At 66.3% G+C, this 17,392-nt stretch carries 13 protein-coding genes; 7 read left to right on the top strand and 6 right to left on the bottom strand.

Annotated elements, in window-relative coordinates; all coding sequences use genetic code 11:
- Nucleotides 1-158 precede the first annotated feature (158 nt).
- Nucleotides 159-1,247 carry an LLM class flavin-dependent oxidoreductase gene (locus tag ABZ896_RS08145; protein ID WP_360923747.1) on the top strand — a complete coding sequence of 363 codons (1,089 nt, stop codon included), beginning with the start codon at nt 159-161 and terminating at the stop codon, nt 1,245-1,247.
- On the opposite strand, the gene ABZ896_RS08140 is transcribed toward ABZ896_RS08145, so the two are convergent.
- Nucleotides 1,150-1,488, bottom strand: a complete 339-nt coding sequence (locus ABZ896_RS08140; RefSeq protein ID WP_360923835.1) for a hypothetical protein — start codon at nt 1,486-1,488, stop codon at nt 1,150-1,152. The two genes, ABZ896_RS08145 and ABZ896_RS08140, sit on opposite strands and share 98 nt — an antisense overlap.
- A 1,313-nt stretch (nt 1,489-2,801) precedes the next feature.
- Nucleotides 2,802-3,113: a hypothetical protein gene (locus ABZ896_RS08135; protein WP_360923744.1), complete on the bottom strand. Its 312-nt coding sequence runs from the start codon at nt 3,111-3,113 to the stop codon at nt 2,802-2,804.
- Between ABZ896_RS08135 and ABZ896_RS08130 the strand changes: the two genes are divergently transcribed.
- Nucleotides 3,100-4,197: an ABC transporter substrate-binding protein gene (locus tag ABZ896_RS08130; protein WP_360923741.1), complete on the top strand. Its 1,098-nt coding sequence runs from the start codon at nt 3,100-3,102 to the stop codon at nt 4,195-4,197. The genes ABZ896_RS08135 and ABZ896_RS08130 overlap by 14 nt on opposite strands.
- Before the next feature lie 118 nt (nt 4,198-4,315).
- Nucleotides 4,316-7,897 carry an ATP-binding cassette domain-containing protein gene (locus ABZ896_RS08125; RefSeq protein WP_360923738.1) on the top strand — a complete coding sequence of 1,194 codons (3,582 nt, stop codon included), beginning with the start codon at nt 4,316-4,318 and terminating at the stop codon, nt 7,895-7,897.
- 768 nt (nt 7,898-8,665) lie between these two features.
- Here the strand turns inward: ABZ896_RS08125 and ABZ896_RS08120 are convergent.
- The 3 genes from ABZ896_RS08120 to ABZ896_RS08110 form a co-directional block, all read right to left on the bottom strand.
- Nucleotides 8,666-9,082 carry a VOC family protein gene (locus ABZ896_RS08120; protein WP_360923735.1) on the bottom strand — a complete coding sequence of 139 codons (417 nt, stop codon included), beginning with the start codon at nt 9,080-9,082 and terminating at the stop codon, nt 8,666-8,668.
- A complete protein-coding gene (locus ABZ896_RS08115) occupies nt 9,079-9,945 on the bottom strand; it encodes an enoyl-CoA hydratase/isomerase family protein (RefSeq protein WP_360923732.1) in 867 nt (288 codons plus the stop codon). The genes ABZ896_RS08120 and ABZ896_RS08115 overlap by 4 nt, the downstream gene beginning before the upstream one ends.
- 90 nt (nt 9,946-10,035) lie before the next feature.
- Nucleotides 10,036-11,475 carry an amidohydrolase family protein gene (locus ABZ896_RS08110; protein WP_360923729.1) on the bottom strand — a complete coding sequence of 480 codons (1,440 nt, stop codon included), beginning with the start codon at nt 11,473-11,475 and terminating at the stop codon, nt 10,036-10,038.
- A gap of 255 nt (nt 11,476-11,730) precedes the next feature.
- Between ABZ896_RS08110 and ABZ896_RS08105 the strand changes: the two genes are divergently transcribed.
- From ABZ896_RS08105 to ABZ896_RS08095, 3 genes are all read left to right on the top strand, one after another.
- A complete protein-coding gene (locus ABZ896_RS08105; protein WP_360923726.1) occupies nt 11,731-13,332 on the top strand; it encodes a bifunctional 3-(3-hydroxy-phenyl)propionate/3-hydroxycinnamic acid hydroxylase in 1,602 nt (533 codons plus the stop codon).
- A gap of 305 nt (nt 13,333-13,637) precedes the next feature.
- Nucleotides 13,638-14,588 carry an amidohydrolase family protein gene (locus ABZ896_RS08100; RefSeq protein WP_360923723.1) on the top strand — a complete coding sequence of 317 codons (951 nt, stop codon included), beginning with the start codon at nt 13,638-13,640 and terminating at the stop codon, nt 14,586-14,588.
- A 230-nt stretch (nt 14,589-14,818) separates the two neighbouring features.
- Nucleotides 14,819-15,127, top strand: coding sequence for a hypothetical protein (locus ABZ896_RS08095; RefSeq protein ID WP_360923720.1), 309 nt, complete (start codon nt 14,819-14,821; stop codon nt 15,125-15,127).
- A 47-nt stretch (nt 15,128-15,174) separates the two neighbouring features.
- On the opposite strand, the gene ABZ896_RS08090 is transcribed toward ABZ896_RS08095, so the two are convergent.
- On the bottom strand, nt 15,175-15,672 hold the full coding sequence (locus ABZ896_RS08090) for a MarR family transcriptional regulator (protein WP_360923717.1): 498 nt from the start codon (nt 15,670-15,672) through the stop codon (nt 15,175-15,177).
- Nucleotides 15,673-15,719: 47 nt separating this feature from the next.
- On the opposite strand from ABZ896_RS08090, the gene ABZ896_RS08085 reads away from it, so the two are divergent.
- Nucleotides 15,720-17,339, top strand: a complete 1,620-nt coding sequence (locus ABZ896_RS08085; RefSeq protein WP_360923714.1) for an MFS transporter — start codon at nt 15,720-15,722, stop codon at nt 17,337-17,339.
- Nucleotides 17,340-17,392 lie beyond the last annotated feature (53 nt).

Here is a 17,392-nt window from a genome sequence, read left to right as displayed (position 1 = left end):
CTGCGCCGCCTGAGGGCGCTCGCGCCTCTGTCGCCGCTGCCCCCGGAGCACTACCAAGCGGTCCTGGGTGACCCTCCCCCACCCCGATACACGCCGCTGCACCGCACCGCACCGCACCGCACCGCACCGCACCGCACCGCACCGAATGGAGAACGCAGATGTATCTGTCGCTGTTCTTGAACCCCGGCAGCTCGGGACCTGACAACGATCTCGAAGTGTTCGAGACGACGATCGCACACGCGTTGGAGGCCGATAAAGCCGGCTTGGCCGCGATCTTCCTCACCGAGCATCACTTCAGCGGGCACAACACCTACACCGACCCCTTCATGTTCGGCTCCTACCTGGCTCCTCAGCTCTCGCAGGCGTACATCGGTATCGCGGTCATGTGCGCGCCCTTCCACAATCCGCTGCGGATGGTCGAGTCCTGCAACATCCTCGATGTCCTGACGCGCGGGCGGTGCATCATCGGCATGGGGCCAGGCTTTTCGCGCCCCGGCGATCTCGAGCCATTCGGCATGACCCGCGACCAGGTCAGCGACATGACGGATCAGCGGATGGAGGTCATGCTGAAGGTCTGGGCCCGCGCGGAGGCAGACCCGCCTCTCGATGTCTCCACCGACTGGGACCAGGGCATACTCACCAACCGCGTCTCCCCTGCGCCGTTTCGCAAGCCGCATCCGCTGTTCGGCCGTGGTACCACGACAGACGCGACGGTCGTCCGGAATGCCGAGCTCGGGCTTCCCGTCATGTTCGGCATCTTCGTCGGCCTCGACGATGACAGCCGCAAGCAGGTCCAGCTCTACCGGGACACGCTCAGGTCCAGCGGTCACAGCCCGGAGAGGATCGCGGAGTGCGAGCGCTTCCTCGCCACGAGCAAAGCGGTCTACGTCGTTGAGACCGAGGCGGAGGCGGAGGCCTACTACGAGCAACTACGCCCGTTCCACGACGCCGCCGAGTCGATCGGCGCTCCGCGCCAACTCTGGGGAGAAGGCGGCATCAAGCGCGCCCACGTCTTCGGCACTCCCGAGAGCGTCGCCGAGCAGATCAAGGCGTACAGCGAGGTCGTGCCTGGCTTCCGCTGCGCCATGTTGCCGGGCCCTGGCGGACCGCCGATCAGCCATGCGCAGGCGAAGAAGTCGTTCCGTCTACTCATGGACGAGGTGGTGCCGCTGCTCGACCTCGAGACGTACCCGGATCCGCCCGAGGTCCAGGCCGAGCATTCGCTGACCGCCGAAGTCTCGGGCTGAGCTTGTCCCTGGCACGACTAATGGGGGGCAGTCCGTGCAGGTCAGGGAGCGTTGATGGGTTCGTATGAAGTAGTCGTCTCCCAGGTCGGGGAGAGCGGATCCGACCGGGTGTCCTGACGCCGACGAAGGCGTTCATGCCTGGGCAGGCCCCGATCCGGGAGGCGAGGTGTCCGACGGTGGTGAACCGGGTCATGCCGCTGCCGGTCTCGGCGATGATGACGTCGGCGGCTGCACAGCCTATGCCGGAGATGGTGTCCCCAGTCCACCCTGATTCATGCTCAGGTGGGCCCAGGAGCGCGGTGATGCGGGCGTCGAACTAGCCGACCACTGCGGTCAGTAACCCGCCCCGGAAACCGAGAAGCCCGACCACTCCCGAAATGGGGGATCTGGTCAACTCGTCGAGCGGCTGATCCGCTACAGCACCGAAGAATTCGCCCACTCCTCAACTACTTCGGCTGACCCTCAACGCCGATCGCCGCAGCCCTGTCACAACGCAATCACGGCGGCACCGAACAAGCACAAAGGACCGTGCACGCCTCTTGAAAACCCCAGACAAGCGTCGCACAATAAGGGCTACTGTTCCGCTATGTGACACATAAGACCTCCTGATCCAAGGCCCACCTTTTCCACCCTTCGTTGCCCGACCTGGTGGGAACCAGCCTGACGGGTCGCGGAAGCCGGAGACAGAAGCGGCCATGGTGGATCTTCGAAATTGGCAGACCATGGTCAAGCCGCAGAGCCCGCAAGGGCGACGCGATCCACATCGCCCGCGAACCCTCTACGCAGCAACAAAGAAGACCTAGGCCCCGATCAACTCGCCTCGCATTTCATTGAGTTGCATCACTGAGCTCCCAACAGGCAGCAGATCTACGCCGGCTGCCAGGTCAACGAGCCTGCATAGCCAACACGTCCACCTGCTCGAACTCGTCACCCTTGCCGAGGTTGTCGCCTGGTGGGACGGCATCGACGTACATCACGACCTGGATCTGGATCACGAACGCCGTAAGCGAAAACAACAACCAGCTCGAAGCCCGCAACGCCTTCGGCTTCCGCAACCGCGAGAGCCAGCGCCCACGGTCATGCTGCGCTACGAACCGACGAGAGCAGCACCCCCACTGACTTCGAACACCCGCCATGGTGACCTGAGCCCACCACATGCACAGCGTGATCACGATGAACCCGTGCCGCGCAGGCAGGGGTGCGGCGCAGACGCCTACGTGAAGTACGAAGAACTCTGATGGGAGTTGTGCTCGCAACATGAGACTCGAGGGACAGATCGCTCTTGCCATTGGTCGTCGTCACCGGCCGCGCTGCCCAGGCCAGCGAGGAAGCGGTCAATTCGATCGTGACTGCCGCCGACCAAGCAAGGTCCCTGGGCTCCAACATGAGCGCCGACGCCGGCATCCCAGTAGCTGTCGAGCAGGCCCTCACAGCCTTGAAGGCTGGGAGAGCTCACCGTACGTGTGAACCGGGGTAGGCACTGCATCGCTCGACAAGGCGATCAAGACGTTCCAGATGTGCTTTAGGCAAGGACATCTTTGCGAGCCTTGAGCGCTAGTGAACTATTGCCCACGGTAATTTCGACGCGATGGTCGCGGCCTTCCGCAACGTGCGCCGGGGCGGCGCCGAAATACCGACAATGACCTCATCAAGACGCAAAACGAGGATGCTCGGCGGCGAGATGGCGTTCAGTGCCGCTTCGAGGAGCCGCTCGCAATAAGGAGAGTTCGGGATGACGAGACGATCACCCCTGTTGTTGATGATCTGCGCCGTCGCCGTCGGAGTTGGAATGGCCGGTTGCGGCGATTCCAACAATTCGACCGGCGCTGCGAGCAAAGGCCCGATCAAGGTGATGACGCTGGGCACCTTCGACGCTCCGGTGATCGGCTGGAACGTGGCCAACGTCCCCGCGGCGATCGAGGCACGCGCGAAGACCATCAACGCGAACGGCGGGATCAATGGCCGCAAGGTCGAGGTGATCGAGTGCAACTCGGCCGCCGACCCCAACAAGGCCGCCATTTGCGGGCGGAAGGCCGTTTCCGAGAAGGTAGCGGCGATCGTGCGCACGAACATTGCCCCGACCGACGAGGCCGGCCTCTACGCCATCCTCAACAAGGCGAAGATCCCGGTCATCGGCGCCAACGTCAGCACCTCTACCGGCGGCTCGAGCCCAGTGGCGTTCCCGCTCGCCAATGAGGAGGCCTTCGCCTACGTACCCAACGCCCTCTCCGCCGCCGGCGCGAAAAAGATATCGGTCGTCGGCTCCGCCGAGACCAAGAGCCCGGAGGGCACGGCAGGTGCCATCGCCGCGATCAAGGCAGCGGGTGCGCAGCCCGGGCAGATCGTCTATGTACCGGGCAACACCGTCGACTACACGCCCTACGCGGCCAAGGCGATCGCCAACGGAGTGGACGGCGTCGCCGTCGTCGCGTTCCCGCAGACCAACCCCAGCATCGTCCGGGCGCTACGCGCCCAGGGCTTCAAGGGCAAGATAGGCGCCGCGACGCTGTTCATGCAGGACAAGTCCATCAAGGCGCTTGGCGACCTGGCCAATGGCATGATCTTCGTCGGCCAGTATGCGCCGATCACTGCCGACCTGCCTGCGATGAAAATGTTCCGGCAGGATATTGCAAAGTATGCCCAGAAGTATCCCCGCGACGAGTTTTCGCTCGGCGCCTGGCTGGCGATGTGGACGTTCGAGCGGGTCGCGGAAAAGCTCAACACGGTCGACAACAAGTCTGTTCTGAAGGCGATGAGCGACTTGACGGAATTCGACCAGGGCGGCATCACACCTCCTCTGACCACGACCAAGCCCGGCAAGTCCGTGAACAACCCGAAGATTACCCGTGCGTTCAACCCGTTCCTGACCTACTCGGTCCTCAGCGACGGGAAGTACTCCGCGCTGACCAAGGGCAAGTTGTTCCATGACCCGGTCGGCGAGGAGAAGTAACCGCCGGACGGCAGCCACCACCAGGCTCGCCTAGTCGTACTGGAGTACCGACGCGTATCCGCCGGGATGCGAGCGATTCACGTCCCGGCGGTATGACCCAGACGGAGAGAAAAAACCAGTGGCTGAATTCTGGCAGTTCGCAATATTGGGGCTCGGCGTAGGAGCGATCTACGCGCTTGTGGCGCAGAGCATCGTCCTCGTCTACCGCGGCTCCGGAGTACCCAACTTCGCGTTGGGCCCGATGGCCGTCGCGGGCGCCTACGCCTACTACGAAACGGTCGATCTCGGCTTGCCGGTTGTCGTCGGAGTCCTGGCCGGTGTCGCGGCGTCGGCTGTGATCGGCGCGCTGACCTACCAGCTCGTGATGCGGTTCATGCTCGACGCCACGCCGCTCGCGCGCCTGGGCGCGATTCTCGGCGTCTTCACGGTGCTCAACAGTGTGCTGCTCGCGATCTACGAGGACGATCAGGTTTCCGTCACCCCTCCGCTGCCTCAGGACACGGTGGGCTGGATTTCGCATGTCTTCGGTGCCAACGTCGTCGTCAGCGTCGATCGCCTCTATCTCTTCGCCATCGGCGCAGTCATCAGCGCGACGTGCTGGGCCATATACAAGTTCACCCGGTTCGGGCTGACGACGCGCGCCGTTGCTGAGAAGCCGGTCGCTGCCGCGGCTCTGGGGCGCTCCCCCCACCTGATCGCCACCGCCAACTGGGCTGCCGGAGCGGCGCTCGCCGGCTTCGCCGGGATTCTGTTCACGAACATCACCGGCCTCACGGTGGGGCAGTACAACCTGCTGCTCGTACCGGCGCTGGCAGCCGCGCTGGTCGGCGGCTTCACGTCGTTCCAGGTCACCTGGCTCGCGGCCCTGGCCACCGGCGTCGTCACGACGATCATCTCGAGCCAGGCGTCCTGGCTTCCGGGCCTGTTCAAGCAGCCGGGATGGCCGGACGCGATCCCGTTCTTCCTGATCATCGGCATTCTCCTCGTGAGGGGCCGCAGCCTTCCGATTCGCGGTTTCATCACCAAGCGCCCGCCGCACGCCGGCACCGGCCGCGTGAGGCCCACGATCCTCGTGCTCGCGTTCTTCGCGATTTCGGTTCTCGGGTCCGGTCTGGGACCCGTGGACTACGGCGGCGTCCAGGACGAGTGGGTCATCGCGATCTCCTACAGCATCGCGATCGGCGTGATCGCCATGTCGATGATCGTGGTGACCGGGTACGGAGGCCAGCTTTCGCTGGCGCAATTCACGATCGCGGGCCTTGGAGCGTTCGCCTGTGCGCGGCTCTACAGCGGCTCTCCGATCTTCGGAGTCAGCGTCGGTGGCGGCATGCCGTTCTTCCTGGCCGTGCTGCTGGCGGTCGCGATCAGTGTCGGTGTCGGCATGCTCGTCGCGATACCGGCCCTGCGAACACGAGGCTTCAACCTGGCGGTCGCGACCCTCGGGTTCGCCGTGATCGTGCAGCAGTTGGTGTTCACCAACCCCGACTACACCGGTGGCCCGGAGGGGACGCCGGTGTCCTCGCCACACCTCCTGGGCATCGACTTCGACCCGGTCTTCTACCCCCGGCGCTACATGTTGCTGTGCCTGATCGTGCTCACGCTCGTCGGCCTGGCCGTCACGAATCTGCGTCGCAGCACCGCGGGGCGCCGATTGCTGGCTGTGCGAAGCAACGAGCGTGCCGCGGCGTCATTGGGAATCAACGTCGCTTCGGTCAAGTTCTACGGCTTCGGCGTCGCGGCCGCGATCGCCGCGATCGGTGGGATCCTGCTCGCCTTCCGCCAGCCGAACGTCCTGATGACGGGCTACAGCCACGTGACATCGATCTCCCTCGCGGTGTTCATGATCCTGGGCGGAGTCGCCTTCATCGGTGGAGCGATGGTCACTGGGATTTTCATGCCGGGCGGAGTGGGGCCACAGCTGCTCGAGCCCATTTTCGGCACGAACTACATCGTCCCCATCGCCAGCGGCGTCGCGCTCGTCCTGACGGTCATGTTCAATCCCGACGGCCTGCTGCTCGACGTCTCGCGGCGATGGGGCAAGCTGTTCGATTGGCTGACCGCCCGGCTCGCACCCGTGCGAGCGGCGTTGCTCGCCCCTACGCGAGCGCTCCTGGAGAAACGCAGGCGCCCCATGGCGCTTCCCGCCGAGCGCATGACCGAGCGGGTGGAGCCAAGGACATTGCGGATCGAGGGGATGCGCGTGAGCTTCGGCGGCGTGCATGCGGTCGACGAAGTCTCACTGACGGTCGCGCCGGGCGAGATCGTCGGGCTGATCGGTCCAAACGGCGCCGGGAAGACCACGCTGCTGGACGCGGCTTCCGGGTTCACGGCCTGCGGCGCCGGCACGATCTCGCTGGACGGGGAGACGATCGACGACTGGAGCCCGCATCGTCGCGCGAAGGCCGGCTTGACGCGCTCCTTCCAATCGCTGGAGTTGTTCGAGACGCTGACGGTCGCCGACCATCTCCGCCTGGCGACGGAGCCGTACACGTGGCTCACCGGGCTTCGCGATCTGGTGTGGGCGCCCAAGCGCCCGCTGTCGCCCGCGGCCATCACCGCGCTGGAGGAACTCGGCCTGCTCGACGACATCGATCGCGTTCCGGAACAACTGTCGCACGGCCGGCGTCGCCTGCTCGCGATCGCCCGTGCGGCTGCCGCGCGCCCGTCGGTGCTTATGCTCGACGAGCCTGCGGCTGGCTTGGACGACGCGGAAAGCGAAGAGCTCGGCCGACTGCTCGGCAGGCTCGCGCGCACATGGGGCATCGCCGTGCTACTCGTCGAACACGACCTCGAGCTGGTGCTCTCCGTGTCCGATCGGATCGCGGTCCTGAACTTCGGCAAGAAGATCGCGGAAGGAACTCCGGACGAGGTCCGTTCTTCCGCGGAGGTCATCGCCGCGTACGTCGGGGAGACAGACGCGGAGACCCTGGATGCCGGCGAGGCGGGCGAGCCCGTCGCCACGTATGCGGGAACTGCGCTGATGGACGGGCGTCCCACGCCTTCCGCACGCCCGTCGACGTCGAAGCCGCTCCTGCACGTCCGCTCACTCACCGCGGGCTACGGCCGGGTGGCGGCTGTGCGCGACCTGGACATCGAGGTCCATGCCGGGGAGGTCGTGACGCTGCTCGGTCTCAACGGCGCCGGCAAAACGACCTCGCTGTTGGCGATGTCCGGAGCCCTGAAGGCGCTTGGCGGCGAGATCAGTTGGAAGGACAACCCGCTGTCGCGAGAGCCGATGGACTGGCGCGCACGTAACGGTCTGATGCTGGTCCCGGAAGAGCGCTCCGTCTTCATGGACTTGACGGTCGCCGAGAACCTTCGCGTGGGAAGCGGTGACATGGACTTCGTCCTGGAGCTGTTCCCGGAGCTGATCGAGAAGCTCGGCAGTAAAGCCGGTCTGCTCTCCGGTGGCCAGCAGCAGATGCTCGCTCTCGGGCGCGCGCTCGCGAGCCGCCCGTCGGTACTGATGGCGGACGAGCTTTCCCTTGGCCTCGCGCCGATCGTGGTCACCCGTCTGCTGCAGGCGATCAGGGCCGCTGCCGACGCCGGGGCCGGCGTGCTCCTGGTGGAGCAGCACACACAGGCAGCCCTCAGCGTCGCCGATCGCGCCTACTTCCTACGTCGCGGTCAAGTTGTGCTCTCCGGATCGGCTCACGAGTTCAGGGGCCGCGCCGAGGAGGTCGCCAAGGCGTATCTGTAGAGAACGAGTCGTGGCCCGTCCCCCATAGTCGGAAGGTCTGGGCCTGGTGGCCGACCGCACAGCCGTGGCTCACCGCTGTTCTCCTCAACAGGTCGTGCAGCTCAGAGCGCTCCACGCCCGAGATCGGCGCAAGTACCGTGGTGCAGCCCGTCTGCAGCACCGGGACGAGCGCGGAGAGGGGGCGCCGCCCCTCTGGGGTGAGCAGGACGCAGATTCGGCGGCGGTCGCCGGAGTTGGCGCACCACAAGGCCCGTTGTCGGCGTCCATGAACGGCGATCATCACGATCCTGTACCAGGAACACCGGGAGCATCGCCTCGCTGGATACGCGGTGACCAAGGTGAGCAGGTCGTGGAAGGAAGCGTCTGTGCAGGAGGCCAAGCGAGGGACGTCGACGGGCAAGGCCCTGCAGCTGCGGTGCGCCGCCTTCGGGCGCGGAGCATGAGTAGCGTGAACGGCCCTGCCCATCAGCCGTAGCCTACGGATGCTGATCTCACGGTGAACATCACCTGGCGATTCGACTGGCGATCGCATTGGAGCTTCTGTCCGGTCACGCGGTGACCCCACGGGCCAAGCGGGCGAACCTCTGCCCGCTCGGCGTCCGTCGTGTCGGTCGGATACCGGCTCACGCGCGTCAGATTGCCGGCGCCGTTCCCTGACCGGTGAGCCAGGCAGTATGAACCGAGCACTCCGCGATCACCTCTTCTGAGCAGCTGTTGGCAGCGCTGCTCACCGGATACATGAGGTTTCTCGTGTCGCGGCGTCCGACGTCAGGTCAGGCCTTCCGGGAGTTCGTCCTGCGGCGGCGGAAAGGTGCCGTTGAGGAGTTCGACCCGGTTCCCGTCGGGGTCGCGGTAAAACGCCACCCACACGTCGGGGCGGCCTCCGGGATGGTAGGCCGGTGCCTCCGGCTCAATCCCCACCGTCGCCAGCCTGGCGATCTCGGCGTCGAGGTCATCGACAGCGAGTGCAAGGTGACCGCTGCCTGCCTGGATCGTCCAGTTCGGGTCCTTCGACTCGTTCACGGAGAACTCGAGGGTCGCCTCTCCGCCCGGTGTCCCGAGGTACAGGGTGTAGAGGCCCTCCATCCGCATGCAACCGACGACATCGAGCCCGAGCGCACGGTAGAAGTCGAGGCTCGCCTGCGGGTCGGCGACCCGGATGTTGGCGTGGTGGATGCGTGTCATGCGTCCGCCTGCTTCACGTTGGCGATGTCGAAGTCGGCCTCCTTGGCCATCGGCCAGTAGTCGTGGCACGCCCAGGACTCCAGGCCCTGACCGAACGTCAGCTCCTTGGTGAAGAGCTCACGCCACGGCTGTACGAGCAGCGAGCGGGTGACGCGGCGCTGGATCCTGTTGCGCGCCATGAAGACCGTCTCGGCGATCTCCCAGGCTCGTTCGAGCAGCTTCTCATGGGGGACGACCTCGCTCACGAGGCCCAACTCGAGGCTCTGCTTGGCGTCGAGTGTCTCGCCAGTCAGCAGGAAGTACTTGCCGCGGTTGTGGCCGAGCAGTTCGCGGAACAGAGTGTGGACGCCGTCACCGGGGACGATCCCCATCCCGGTGTAGTGCGTGTCGCGGATCGTCGTGCGGTCCGACGCGATGACGATGTCGTTGAGCAGCGCCAGTTCGGCGTGGATCAGCAGGGGGCCGTTGATCGCCGCGATCACCGGGATCTCCAGGTTCAGGAGCGAGAACGGCTCCTTCGTCTGGTCGAAGTAGAAGACGTCGTAACCGTGACGGTGCTCGAACGGGTCTCGGAATCCGTTGCGGTCCCACGAGGCCTCGTCGAACGTCGACAGGAAGCCGTCACCGGTCCCGGTGAGGATGATCACCTCGTTGTCCGGGTCGTGGTGGATGTCGGCGAACGCCGGGATGAACGCGCGGTGGAGCTCCAGGTCCCACTTCGCTTCGCCACCATCGGTGTGCATCGCGACCTCGAGGACGCCGTTCTCCCGTTTGAAGCGGAAGTACTCGGACCACGTCTCCGCGTAGTCGTCGAGGTGGGTGCGGTACATGGCATGGCGGCTGAACGCGCCCTTGTTCGTCATGTCTGGCCCTCTCAGTGGGTTTTGCTCAGGGTGCGCAAGCGGGCGGAAAGCGAGGCGAAATCACCCGTGAGACGCGCACTCGGCGTGGGCCTACTTGTAGTGCTCGACCAGGCCGAAACGCTGAGTGAGGACGTCGAGATCCACGTCGGCTCGAGCGAGGATGCCGTCGCGGCTGGACTCCACCATGGTTCGCACCGAGGCGAGGTCCCACCCGACGAGTTCGTCCCCCCACTTCTTGAGCTCGCCGTCGACGACGACGAAGTCGACGTTGCGGGTCTCGGCCGCCGTCACGACCGTTCCGAAGGCGTTGTTGAGGGGGAGGGTGTTCCAGTCGAGTGCGTCGACGGCCACCAGGTCGGCCCTCTTGCCGGGGGTGATGGATCCTGTCGTCCGGTCCAGTCCGATGGCCCGGGCGCCTCCGATCGTCGCGAACTCGAGCACATCCCGGGTCGTCAACGGCTCCGGGAAACCGGTGTCACCTCGGTAGCGCCGCTCGAACGCGGTCATGCGCTGGATGTTCATCAGGGTGCGCATCTGGGTGAACATGTCGCCGGTCAGGCACACTTCGACGTCGACGCTGAGGCTCGGGCGGATCCCGAAGTCGAGGGCACGCTGGATCGACGGTACGGCTTCGGCGATGCCGATCGTGGCATCCGAGGTCGTGGGAATGGACACTCCAACGCCGTTGTCAGCGATCATGCGCCATGCGTCGTCGGACAGATCGAGGCAGTGGATGAGCAGCACGTCAGGGCCGAGGAGGCCGGCTCGGCCCAGCGCTTCGACGCGGTCGGACGCCGCAGGGCCGAGCACTCCGTCGGACGCGAAGCCGATCCCGAGGTTCCGCGCGAACTCCACGCTCTGGGGCCCCAGGGCGATCTCGGGCCGTGCGAAGTCGCCGGCGATCGCGCCCATCCGGAGGGTCAGGAGCTGGTCGTCGGAGGAGAAGTAGGTGTCACGAAGGCGCTCGGCATCTCCTGGCCACGTCGTGCTGAACTCGCCGCCCATGACCCCGCACGTGGTGTGCACGGCGCGGATACCCGTGTCCTGGAGTGCTCGGATCGCCTGGTCGGAGTGGTCGGGTGTCCTCGGGTTGTGCGAGAAGTCCAGGACTGTGGTGATGCCGGCGTCGAGACAGCCGAGTGCGGAGACGAGGTTCCCGACGTAGACGTCCTCGGGCGTGTACATGGGCCCGAGCCAGTTGTTCATCACCGCGAGGTAGGCGCTGTTGTGGTCGCAGTCGGGGATGAGGCGACGCAGCTGGTTCTGCCAGCAGTGCCGATGTGTGTCCTGGAAACCGGGGACGAGCACGTGACCGGAGAGATCGACCGCGATGACACTCGGGTCCGCGAGGGCGTACGAAAGATCAGGTCCGACGTCGACGACATGCGACCCGCGGATCAGGACGTCCGCTCGGCCGAAGTCTCCGATCGCGGGGTCCATGGTCAGGACCGCGGCTCCTCGGAGCAGTACTGTGCGGCCGGCGGCCGGTCCGGTCAGTCGGTCATAGGTGTCGTCGTGAGCTCGACGCATCAATGGCTCCCGTCTGCGATGTTGCCTGCCCACTCAGTCGGCGACGTGGGCGTGTCGAGAAACGTATGCGCAATGCCGAAACCTGGTCGAAACTCTCGTCACGTCGACGGACGAGTAGTCATGGCCAACCCGACTCCTCCTCGCGAGCAGCCGGTTTCGCCGCCCTTTGCGTGCGCCGCCGACAGTGGGGGAGGAACATGCGCGAGCCGCTGAACTCGCACGCCAGATGCCGCTGGAGACCTTGGACGGAACCTCATGCCTGACGAGCGAGTGAAGGACACAACACCCCTGACCGCAGATGTGGCCGTGGTGGGCTACGGCCCCGTGGGGCGGCTCCTGGCGTTGCTGCTCGGCCGTTCCGGCAGGCGGGTCGTGGTCGTCGAGCGCCAACCGCAGGCCTATCCCCTGCCGCGGGCCGCGCACTTCGATGACGAGATCGGGCGGATCCTGCAGTCGGTCGGGGTGTCCCCCGACTCGATACCGGACGTAGTCGAGGCGTACGACGACCTGTACGAGTGGCGGGCCGCGGACCGCCAGCCGCTGCTGCGGCTGGACTGGCGCGGCCTGGGTCCGTCTGGGTGGCACGTAAGCCACTTCTTCCACCAGCCTAGCCTCGAAAGCATCCTCGACGCGCAGGTCCAGGCGCTCGACTCCGTGGAGGTGCTGCGCGGTTGGACGGCGGTGGCCCACACCGATGGCCCGGACGCCGTCAGTCTGGAACTGCGCTCCGCCACCGACGAGCGGCGTTCGGTCTCCGCACGCTACGTCGTCGGTTGCGACGGCGCCAACAGCGTGGTCCGTTCCTGGATCGGAACGGAAGCCACAGACCTCGGCTACTTCCACGACTGGCTGGTCATCGACCTGCTGATGCACGGAGCACTCAAGGAGCCGGTGTTCTCCCCGCCGGCCTGGCAGTTGTGCGACCCTGTCCGGCCCACGACGCTGGTCCCCGGCGGCCCGGGACGCCGCCGTTTCGAGTTCATGCGCCTGCCGACCGAGACCGCCGAGGAACTCAACGACGAAGCAGTCGCGTGGCGACTGCTCGAGCCGTGGGGCATCGGTCCGGGACAGGCCAAGCTGGAGCGCCACGCCGTCTATACCTTCCAGGCCCGCTGGTGCGACACCTGGCGCAGGGGCCGCCTGCTGCTGGCCGGGGATTCCGCCCATCTGATGCCGCCGTTCGCCGGCCAAGGCATGTGCTCGGGCATGCGCGACGCCGTGGCCCTCGCCTGGCGGCTGGACCTGATCCTCGACGGCCGCGTAGCCGCCGACACCGTTCTGGACAGCTACGGGCCCGAACGCGCCGAGCACGTACGGCACTTCATCGCGGCGTCGATGGCTCTGGGCGAGGTCATCTGCCTCTCCGACCCGGTCGCCGCCGCCGAGCGCGACCGCGCGCTGCAAGCCGACCTGGCCGCGGGAGCCGAGTCTCCGCCCCGCCCGCTGCCGCGCCTGGGACCGGGGTTCCACCGCGAGGACACGGGCGGCGGCCTGCTGTCCATCCAGGCCGCAGTCACCAACGGCCGACGGACGGCCTTGTTCGACGACGTCGTCGGTCCCGGCGGTGTCCTGCTCATGGCCGACCCGGGGTTGCGCGAGTGGCTCCGCCCGGAGGACACCGCGTTGCTGGACGACCTCGGCTGGCAGGTAGTAGCGCTGGCGGCCGAGCCGACAGCTGGCGAGGTCGTCGACACCACCGGCGCCTACGCCGCCTGGCTGGCCGGGCTCGGCGCCGTCGCCGTCCTGGTCCGTCCCGACCTGTACCTGTACGGTGCCGCCGCCGACCCGGCGGATCTCACCGGGCTGCTCGATCATCTGCACGCGGCTCTGGGGAGACCGGCGACGGCCGACCGATAAGCAGGCCGACGACCGCGGCGAGCAACGCAACGCGGTATCCGTTCGTCGCCGCGACGGCCACCCGGAAGGCCGGGCTCCGGACGATGTCCACTTGGATCTGGCTCACCCCGGCACCTGGAACGGCGGCCGACCGATCGCTCTGAACGTACCGGGCCCGCCGCTGCCACCGGGGCGTACGGCAGCCGGATCCGGTGCGAGGCGCCATCCGTGGGGACGGTAGGGCGCCCAGGTGGGATCCGGGTCCTTCCCCAGCCCGGATCCCACCCGTCGGCAGACAGTCACCACCGACCCGAAGGCACACGATCATGCGCATCATCGCCATCGAAGAGCACTACATTCTGCCGCAGCAGCGGCAACACCTCGACGCCTCCTGGCTGCCGGACAAGCACCGCCGACAGATAGACGCCACCGTCGACCAGCGACTCGCGGACATGGATGCCGCCGGCATCGACCTGCAGGTACTGTCGGTGCCGGCGGCCCAGCCCAGGGCCCTCCCGGCCGAGACCGTCATCCCGATGTACCAGGGCTTCAACAACGACCTGCACACTGTCGTCACGGGCCACCCGGACCGGTTCGGCGCCTTCGCCGCGCTCCCGGCCAGTGAGCCGGACGATGCCGCCGCCGAACTGGAACGCGCGGTCGTAGACCTCGGCTTCGTCGGCGCCATGATCAGCGGCACCGTCGCCGGCCGTTTTCTCGACCACCCCGACTACGTCCCGATCTGGGAGACGGCTGCCCGGCTCGACGTGCCGATCTACCTGCATCCCGCACCGGCACCAGCGCCCGTCATGGACAGCTACTACAGCGGCTTCAGCAAGCCGGTCAACATGATGCTGGCCAACGGCGGCTACGGCTGGCACTACGAGACCTCGCTGCACGCGGTACGCCTGATCGTCGCGGGCGTGCTCGACCGCTGGCCCAACCTCAAGCTCATCCTCGGCCATCTCGGCGAGGGGCTTCCCTTCCACATGTCACGCCTCGACGAGGTGCTGACACCCCTGACCGACCATCCCGACAAACCCATCAGCAGCTACATCCGAAGCAATTTCTGGTTCACCACCAGCGGGTACTTCCACGACGGTCCCTTCGAGCTGGCACGCCGGGTCATCGGAGACGACCGCCTGATCTTCTCCGTCGACTATCCCTTCGCCGACAACCGCGAGGCCGGCGAGTGGTTCGCACAGCTCGAGCTGGAACCCGATACCCGCCGTCAGATCACCCACCAGACCGCCGAGAAGCTACTTGGCCTGCGCTGAACCGACCCGGCAACCGCCGCTCAGAAGCCTTCGGATTCTCTGGCTCGCGCCGTCATGGACGCGTAACATTCGGGCGATCGGATACATATTCGCATCTATTCCATAAGTACATCAGGTTGCAAATCCCAGGGAGGGGAGACGTCGTATACCACATCTTCGAGGGACTGACCCTGAGGGGCTTCCCCTCCCCGGAGGACGTCGCCACGCTCGTTACCCACATCCGTTAGCTCGTGGCGGGCGTGCCGGCGATCGCCTCGGCGACGATCGGCCCGGCCCACCCCGACCACGCCGACGAGCACTCGGTCGATATCGCCATGCATATGACCTTCGAGACCGAGGAGGACCGCAACACCTTCTACTTCCATGACAACTGCAGGATCCTGTTCCAGGAGTGGATCACTCCCAACCTCGCCGGTATCCCCTTGCGGATCGAGTACAGCGATCACCGCACCGCACCCGAGCCGGACAAGGTTCCCATGCCGCCCGCGCCATGGTTCAAGGGCAACGAGGGCTTCGGTGACCCCGCCGAAGGGAAGTGACCCCGAAAAGTCGTACGACCTGCGAAGCTGCCCGTTCGTCAAGCAGCTCAAGTACGCGGCGCACTACGATCCCAGTCGAGATTGAGTGCCTCGGTGATCTGGTCGAGGCTCTGCGTAAGGCGATCAACGGGCTCCGCTCCCCCGAGCGCCTCGGTCGCCGGGGCGGTCACCGAGGCAACCAGGCGCTTCCCCTCGGCGATGCCGTCGCGACCGCGATCGGTCACGTCGATGAGCACAATGCGCTTGTTGACCGGGTGGGGGCTACGCGTGATCCACGCCAGCTGGTCCAGGTGATGCAGGGCTGTGTTGACGCTCTGTGGAGTGATGTGGTGCCCCCGGGCCAAATCAGCGGCCGAGCACGGGCCCCTCTGCTCCAAGGTCACCATCATGCCCAACTGGGTGATGGTGACGCCCAGTTGCTCCAGCGCGGCATTGAGGTTGCGAGAAATGGCCTGCGTGGCACGCCACAGAGCGTGATTGAGCGTGCGGTTCCACGGTTGCGACTCCGGCATCGACATGCGCCCTCCCGGCATGTTGTCAGTCATCTGTTAACATAACAGCTGTCTGATAACTTAGGTTTCTGGAGAAACTCATGCCCGCGACTCCCACTGTCGCTCACAGTCCTCCCGCGCACGAGCCTCGCCGCGCGGCCCTCACGGCCCTTCTCGCCTGCATCGGCGTCTTCGCCTCCTACCTTCCCATCGGCGGTGTCGCCGTCTCCCTGCCCACGATCCAGCAGGGACTGAGCGCATCCACGTCGGACCTCCAGTGGATCAGCGATGCGTTCATCCTGCCGATGGCCGCCCTGATTCTCACCTTCGGCCTCATCGGTGACCTCTACGGCCGCAAGAAGGCATACCTGGTCGGCCTGCTTCTCTTCGCCGCCGGCTCCCTGACCAGCCTCACGGCCTCGTCGCCCCAACAGATCTGGGTCGGTCAGGCCCTCTCCGGAGCGGGCGCGGCCGCACTGCTGACCTCGACGCTGGCCTTGATCAGCCACGTCTACCCGGATTTCCGTGCGCGGGCCAAAGCGATCTCCGCCTGGGCGGCCGCCCTGGGCCTGGGCATGTCGCTGGGACCGCTGGTCTCGGGTCTGGTGCTGGAACACGCGAACTGGCGCTGGATCTTCCTGCCCGGTCTGGTGGTGGCCGTGCTCGCCACTGCTATCGGTGCACTCCTTCTGGAGGACTCCCGCTCCGCGCACGGTCGGGCCATCGACATCCCCGGTCAGGTCATCGCCGTCGTCACGATCACGGCGCTGGTGTACGGCGTCATCGAAGGTGGCGAGTCCGGCTGGAGTTCGACCCGCGCGGTCATCGCCTTCGTTGTAGCAGCTGTGGGGCTGGTCGGCTTCGTCGTCACGGAGCGGAAGGTAGCCTCGCCGATGCTGTCGATGAGTCTGTTCCGCTCACGCGCGTTCACCGGAGCAGGCGTGGTCATCGCGCTCACCCTGTTCGCACAGGTCGGACTGGTCTTCTCTCTCAGCCTGTTCTTCGGCACCGTCCAGCACCTGTCCGCGCTGCAGATCGGCTGGCGGTTCCTGGCCCTGAACGGGATCACGGTGCTGCTCGGCCCAGTGGCCGGCAAGCTCATGGGCCGGGTCGCCCCGGGCCTGCTGCTCACCATCGGGCTGCTCGTCACCGGACTGGGGACCCTGTGGCTGAACACCCTCGACGCCCACAGCTCCGGTGGAACCGTCACCCCCATCCTGCTGGTGATCGGGACCGGTCTGTCCTTCGTCATGGCCCCCATCACCGCGGTGGCCGTAGGAAGTGTCCCTCACCATCTGGCCGGCATGGCCAGCGCGGGCAGCAACACCCTGCGCCAGGTAGGCGGAGCAATGGGGCCCGCGGTTTTCGGTGTGATCCTCACCAACCACACGGTCTCTTCCCTGCCGAGCACTCTGGCCCAGTCCGGACTGAGCACTACTGATCAGCACCAGGTGACCGCCGCGGTCGCTCGTGAGGGCCTGAGTGCCGCCGGACACCTGGGGCTGCCCGCGCCCGCGACCGGTCAGGCCCTCGGCGCCTTCGGGGAGAGCTTCAGCAGCGCTCTGCACATGTGCACCACGATCGGCGCGATCGGCATGTTCGTCGCTGCCGTCGTTTCCAGTGTTCTGATCGGTGTGCGCAGGCACAAGGACCAGGCACCCACACCGGTGGACCCTGACACCACCGGTCGCCACCGCCGCCAGGAGCAGGCCCGGGTTTGACCGGCGGGTCTTCGCCATTTTCGAACGTGCCGTGAGGGACCTGCCGGGCCCTC

Origin of the sequence: Streptomyces sp. NPDC047072, assembly GCF_040643855.1 — a bacterium.
In the GTDB taxonomy this organism is placed as follows: domain Bacteria; phylum Actinomycetota; class Actinomycetes; order Streptomycetales; family Streptomycetaceae; genus Streptomyces.
Note: the sequence above shows the minus strand (reverse complement) of the source record. Positions and strands in the feature narration are given on the sequence as shown.